This window comes from Nocardiopsis sp. NPDC055824 (genome assembly GCF_053616335.1).
The window spans coordinates 1-4,415 of record NZ_JBSHDN010000330.1; the positions used below are offsets into that span (position 1 = coordinate 1).

At 69.9% G+C, this 4,415-nt stretch carries 2 protein-coding genes; one reads left to right on the forward strand and one right to left on the reverse strand.

Annotated features, from left to right (window positions below):
- Positions 1 to 12: 12 nt before the first annotated feature.
- Positions 13 to 2,508, reverse strand: coding sequence for a leucine--tRNA ligase (gene leuS / locus ACWGL3_RS31240; RefSeq protein ID WP_267948655.1), 2,496 nt, complete (start codon positions 2,506 to 2,508; stop codon positions 13 to 15).
- 310 nt (positions 2,509 to 2,818) lie between these two features.
- Here leuS and ACWGL3_RS31245 point away from each other — a divergent pair, with 310 nt between their 5' ends.
- Positions 2,819 to 4,396 carry a long-chain-fatty-acid--CoA ligase gene (locus ACWGL3_RS31245; RefSeq protein ID WP_267948654.1) on the forward strand — a complete coding sequence of 526 codons (1,578 nt, stop codon included), beginning with the start codon at positions 2,819 to 2,821 and terminating at the stop codon, positions 4,394 to 4,396.
- The last annotated feature ends 19 nt before the right edge of the window (positions 4,397 to 4,415 follow it).

A 4,415-nucleotide genomic window follows, 5' to 3' on the forward strand; every position in this document is an offset into this window, starting at 1 on the left:
GTCCCGTTCCGGTCAGCCGACGACGATGTTCACCAGCTTCGGCGCGCGCACGATGACCTTGCGGATCTGCTTGTCGCCGATGAAGCCCTGTGCCCGCTCCGACGCCAGCGCCAGCTTCTCCAGCTCGGCGGGGTCGATGTCGGGCGCCACGGACAGCTTGTCACGGACCTTGCTCTGCACCTGCACGACACAGGTCACGGTCTCCTGCACCAGGAGGCCGGGGTCCGCCTCGGGCCAGTGGCCGACGGCGACGGTGCCCACGTGCCCCAGCTTCTCCCAGCCCTCCTCCGCCACGTAGGGCGCGAACAGGGACAGGGCGACGGCCACGAACTCGGCGGCCTCGCGCACCGCGGGGTCGCCCGCCCCGGGGCCGGAGTCGATGGCCTTGCGGGTCGCCGAGACCAGCTCCATGGTGCGGGCGATGGCCACGTTGAACCGCCGCGACTCGACCAGGTTCGTGATCTGGTCGATGGTGCGGTGCGTGACCCTGCGCAGGGCGGTGTCGCCCCCGGCGGGGTCGGCGCCGGGCTCGCTGGCCGCTCCCGCCTCGCTCATCACCCGGTAGGCGCGGTTGAGGAACTTCTGCGCCGCGACGGCGGACACGTCGGCCCAGTCGACGTCCTCCTCCGGGGGGGAGGCGAAGAGCATGGTCAGCCGGACGGCGTCCACGCCGTAGGCGTCGATCTCCTTGCCCAGGTCGACGCCGTTGCCCAGGGACTTGGACATCGCCCGGCCCTGGTTGATGACCTGTCCCTGGTTGGTCAGGTGGCGGAAGGGCTCGGTGAAGGACACCATGCCCAGGTCGTGCAGGACCTTGGTGAAGAAGCGGGCGTACATCAGGTGGAGCGTCGCGTGCTCCTTGCCGCCGATGTAGTGGTCGACCGGCCCCCACTTGTCGACCGCCTCGACGTCGAACGGGGCGGTGTCCAGGCGGGGCGAGCAGTAGCGCAGGAAGTACCAGGACGAGTCCACGAAGGTGTCCATGGTGTCGGTGTCCCGCAGGGCGGGGCCCGCGCAGGACGGGCAGTCCACGTTGACCCACTCCTCAGCCGAGGCCAGGGGCGACACGCCCTTGGGCGCCAGCTCGGCGCCCTTCAGCTCGGGGAGGGTGACGGGCAGCTGGTCGTCGGGGACCGCGACCTCGCCGCACGAGGGGCAGTGGACGATCGGGATGGGCGTGCCCCAGTAGCGCTGGCGGGACAGCAGCCAGTCGCGCAGCCGGTAGTTGACAGTGCCCTCGCCGGTGCCGCGCTCGGCGAGCACCCCGATGATGCGCTCGATCGCCTCGGCCTTGGCCAGGCCGTCCAGCGGACCGGAGTCGCGCAGCGTGCCCTCGCCCGCGGTGGCCACGCCGGTCTCCGCCGGGTCGGGCTCCCCGGTCTCCACCACGACCCTGACCGGCAGGTCGAAGGCCAGGGCGAAGTCGAGGTCGCGCTGGTCGTGCGCGGGCACCGCCATGATGGCGCCGTGGCCGTAGTCGGCCAGGACGTAGTCGGCGGCCCAGACGGGCATGCGCTCGCCGTTGACGGGGTTGACGGCGTAGCGGCCCAGGAAGACACCGGTCTTGGGGCGCTCGGTGGCCTGGCGCTCGATGTCGGAGAGCTTGGCGACCTCGGCGCGGTAGGCGTCGAAGGCCTCCCGCTGCTCGGGGGCGCACAGCTCCTCCGCCAGGTCCGCGTCGGCGGCCACCACGAAGAACGTGGCGCCGTAGAGGGTGTCCGGGCGCGTGGTGAACACCGTGACCGGCTCGTCGCGGCCCTCGATCCGGAAGTGCACGTCGGCGCCGGTGGAGCGGCCGATCCAGTTGCGCTGCATGGCCAGGATCTCGTCGGGCCAGCGGCCTCCGTCGAGCTGGTCCATGTCGTCCAGCAGGCGCTGGGCGTAGTCGGTGATCTTGAAGTACCACTGGTTCAGGCTGCGGCGGACGACGTCGGAGCCGCAGCGCTCGCACCTGCCCTGGACGACCTGCTCGTTGGCGAGCACCGTCTGGTCCTTGGGGCACCAGTTGACCTGGCCGTCCTTGCGGTAGGCCAGCCCGCGCTCGAAGAAGCGGGTGAACAGCCACTGGTTCCACTTGTAGTACTCGGGGTCCGAGGTGTGCAGGCGGCGCGACCAGTCCACGCCGATGCCGTAGCGCCGGAACGAGGCCGCCTGGGTCTCGATGTTGGCGTAGGTCCACTCGGCCGGGTGCGAGTCGTTCCTGATCGCCGCGTTCTCGGCGGGCAGCCCGAAGGAGTCCCAGCCGACGGGGTGCAGGACGTTGTCGCCGCGCTGGAAGCGGTAGCGGCCGATGACGTCGCCGATGGCGTACGCCTCCGCGTGACCCATGTGCAGGTCGCCGGAGGGGTAGGCGAACATGTCGACGATGTAGGAGCGCGGACGGGTGTCCCCGGGGTCCTCCTCGGCCTGGAACGGGAGCTCGGCGGCCCAGCGCGCCTGCCATTTGTCCTGGAGGGCGCGGGCGTCGTAGGTGTCGCCCGTCGTCTGGTCGCCGTCTACCGCTGTCATCGCTGAAGGTTCCTTAGCCGCGTCTGGGTGTACTTCCCACAGGTTAGCGGTTGGCGGGTCGGGTGCAGGACGCGTTCACGCGCCTCGGGCCGCGGACGGTCCCCGCCCGCCCGGGGGCCGGGAACCGTGACGGAGCGTAGCGAAAAGATCGGTGAGATTACGGACCCGCGTCCTCTCCACACCGACTGTTCGGTTTGTTACTCTGCCGTGAAAGTGGCACAGAACACGCGATCCCGGTCACACCGGCTCCCTTCGTGCGTGTCCTGACTTATCCGGATCCACCGGATTCACCTGCCTGCGGGAGGCCCCCATGTTCAACCTGTCCGTGCTTCTGGAGGACGGCGCCCGCTCGGCGCCCGAGAAGGAGTGCCTGGTCTTCGGGGACCTGCGCCTGAACTACGCCCTCACCGACATGATCGCCAACCAGGTGGCCGACCTCCTCGTCTCCCGGGGGATCAGACCCGGCGACCGGGTCGCTCTCGCCAGTCCGAACGTGCCCTACTTCCCGTTCGTCTACTTCGGCGCCCTCAAGGCGGGCGCGGTGGTCGTCCCCCTGAACGTGCTGCTGACCCCCCGTGAGATCGCCTACCACCTGGAGGACTCCGGGGCCAAGGCGCTGTTCGCGTTCACCGGCACCCCGGAACTGCCGCTGGGCCCGCGCGCCTACGAGGCCTTCCAGCAGACGGACGGCTGCGACATCTACGTGGACCTCCCCGCCGTGCCGGGCGCCACCGAGTCCACCATCGACGGCGCCGAGACCTTCTGGAAGGCGCTGGAGGGCCGGTCCGGCGAGTTCGAGAGCGTGCAGACGAGCGCCGAGGACACGGCGGTCATCATCTACACGAGCGGCACGACCGGCAAGCCCAAGGGCGCCGAGCTGAGCCACAACAACCTGATGATGAACGCCATCGGCTCGGCCAAGCTGGTGAACGCGCACCCGGAGGGCCGCGACGTCTCCCTGGTGGTCCTCCCGCTGTTCCACATCTTCGGCCAGACGGTCATGCTCAACGCCTGCCTGTACCGCCACGGGACCATGGTCCTCATGCCGCGCTTCGACGGGGACGAGGCCCTGCGCCTCATGGAGAAGGAGGGCGTCACCGGGTTCGCGGGCGTGCCCACCATGTACTGGGGCCTGCTCAACGCGGTCCAGAGCGCCGGGGCCGGCGAGTACGACCTCGAGGGCATCGCCGCGAACATGGTCGACGCCGTCTCCGGCGGCGCCGCCCTGCCCGGCCGGCTCGCCGAGGACTTCACCAAGGTGTTCGGCGTCGGCATCAAAGAGGGCTACGGCCTGTCCGAGACCTCGCCGGTCGCCTCCTTCAACAACCCCCGGGTCAAGGCCAAGACCGGTTCGATCGGCCGCCCGGTGTGGGGTGTGGAGATGAAGCTGATCGACCCGGACTGGAACGAGGTCGTCCAGGAGGAGGACAGGGAGCCGGTCGGGGAGATCGCCGTCCGCGGCCACCTGGTGATGAAGGGCTACCACAACCGTCCCGAGGTGAACGCCGAGGTCATCCGGGACGGATGGTTCCGTACCGGCGACATCGCCCGCCGGGACGAGGAGGGCTTCTACTTCATCATCGACCGCTCGAAGGACATGATCATCCGCGGCGGGTACAACGTGTACCCGCGCGAGGTCGAGGAGGTCCTGATGACCCACGACGCGGTCAGCCTCGCCGCGGTCGTCGGCGTCCCGCACGACACCCACGGCGAGGAGGTCAAGGCGTTCGTGATCCCCAAGGAGGGCTCCGACCTCACCGCCGACGAACTCGTCTCCTGGTCCAAGGAGCGCCTGGCGGGCTACAAGTACCCGCGCGAGGTCGAGTTCCGCACCGAGCTGCCGATGACGTCCACCGGGAAGATCCTCAAACGCGAGCTGCGCGGCTGACACGCGCCGTCCCCGCGCG

What these genes read in the sequence shown, in the direction of transcription:
- ACWGL3_RS31245 (WP_267948654.1), top strand. Translation starts at nt 2,819, where the DNA reads ATGTTCAACCTGTCCGTGCTTCTGGAGGACGGCGCCCGCTCGGCGCCC.
- leuS (WP_267948655.1), bottom strand. Translation starts at nt 2,508, where the DNA reads ATGACAGCGGTAGACGGCGACCAGACGACGGGCGACACCTACGACGCC.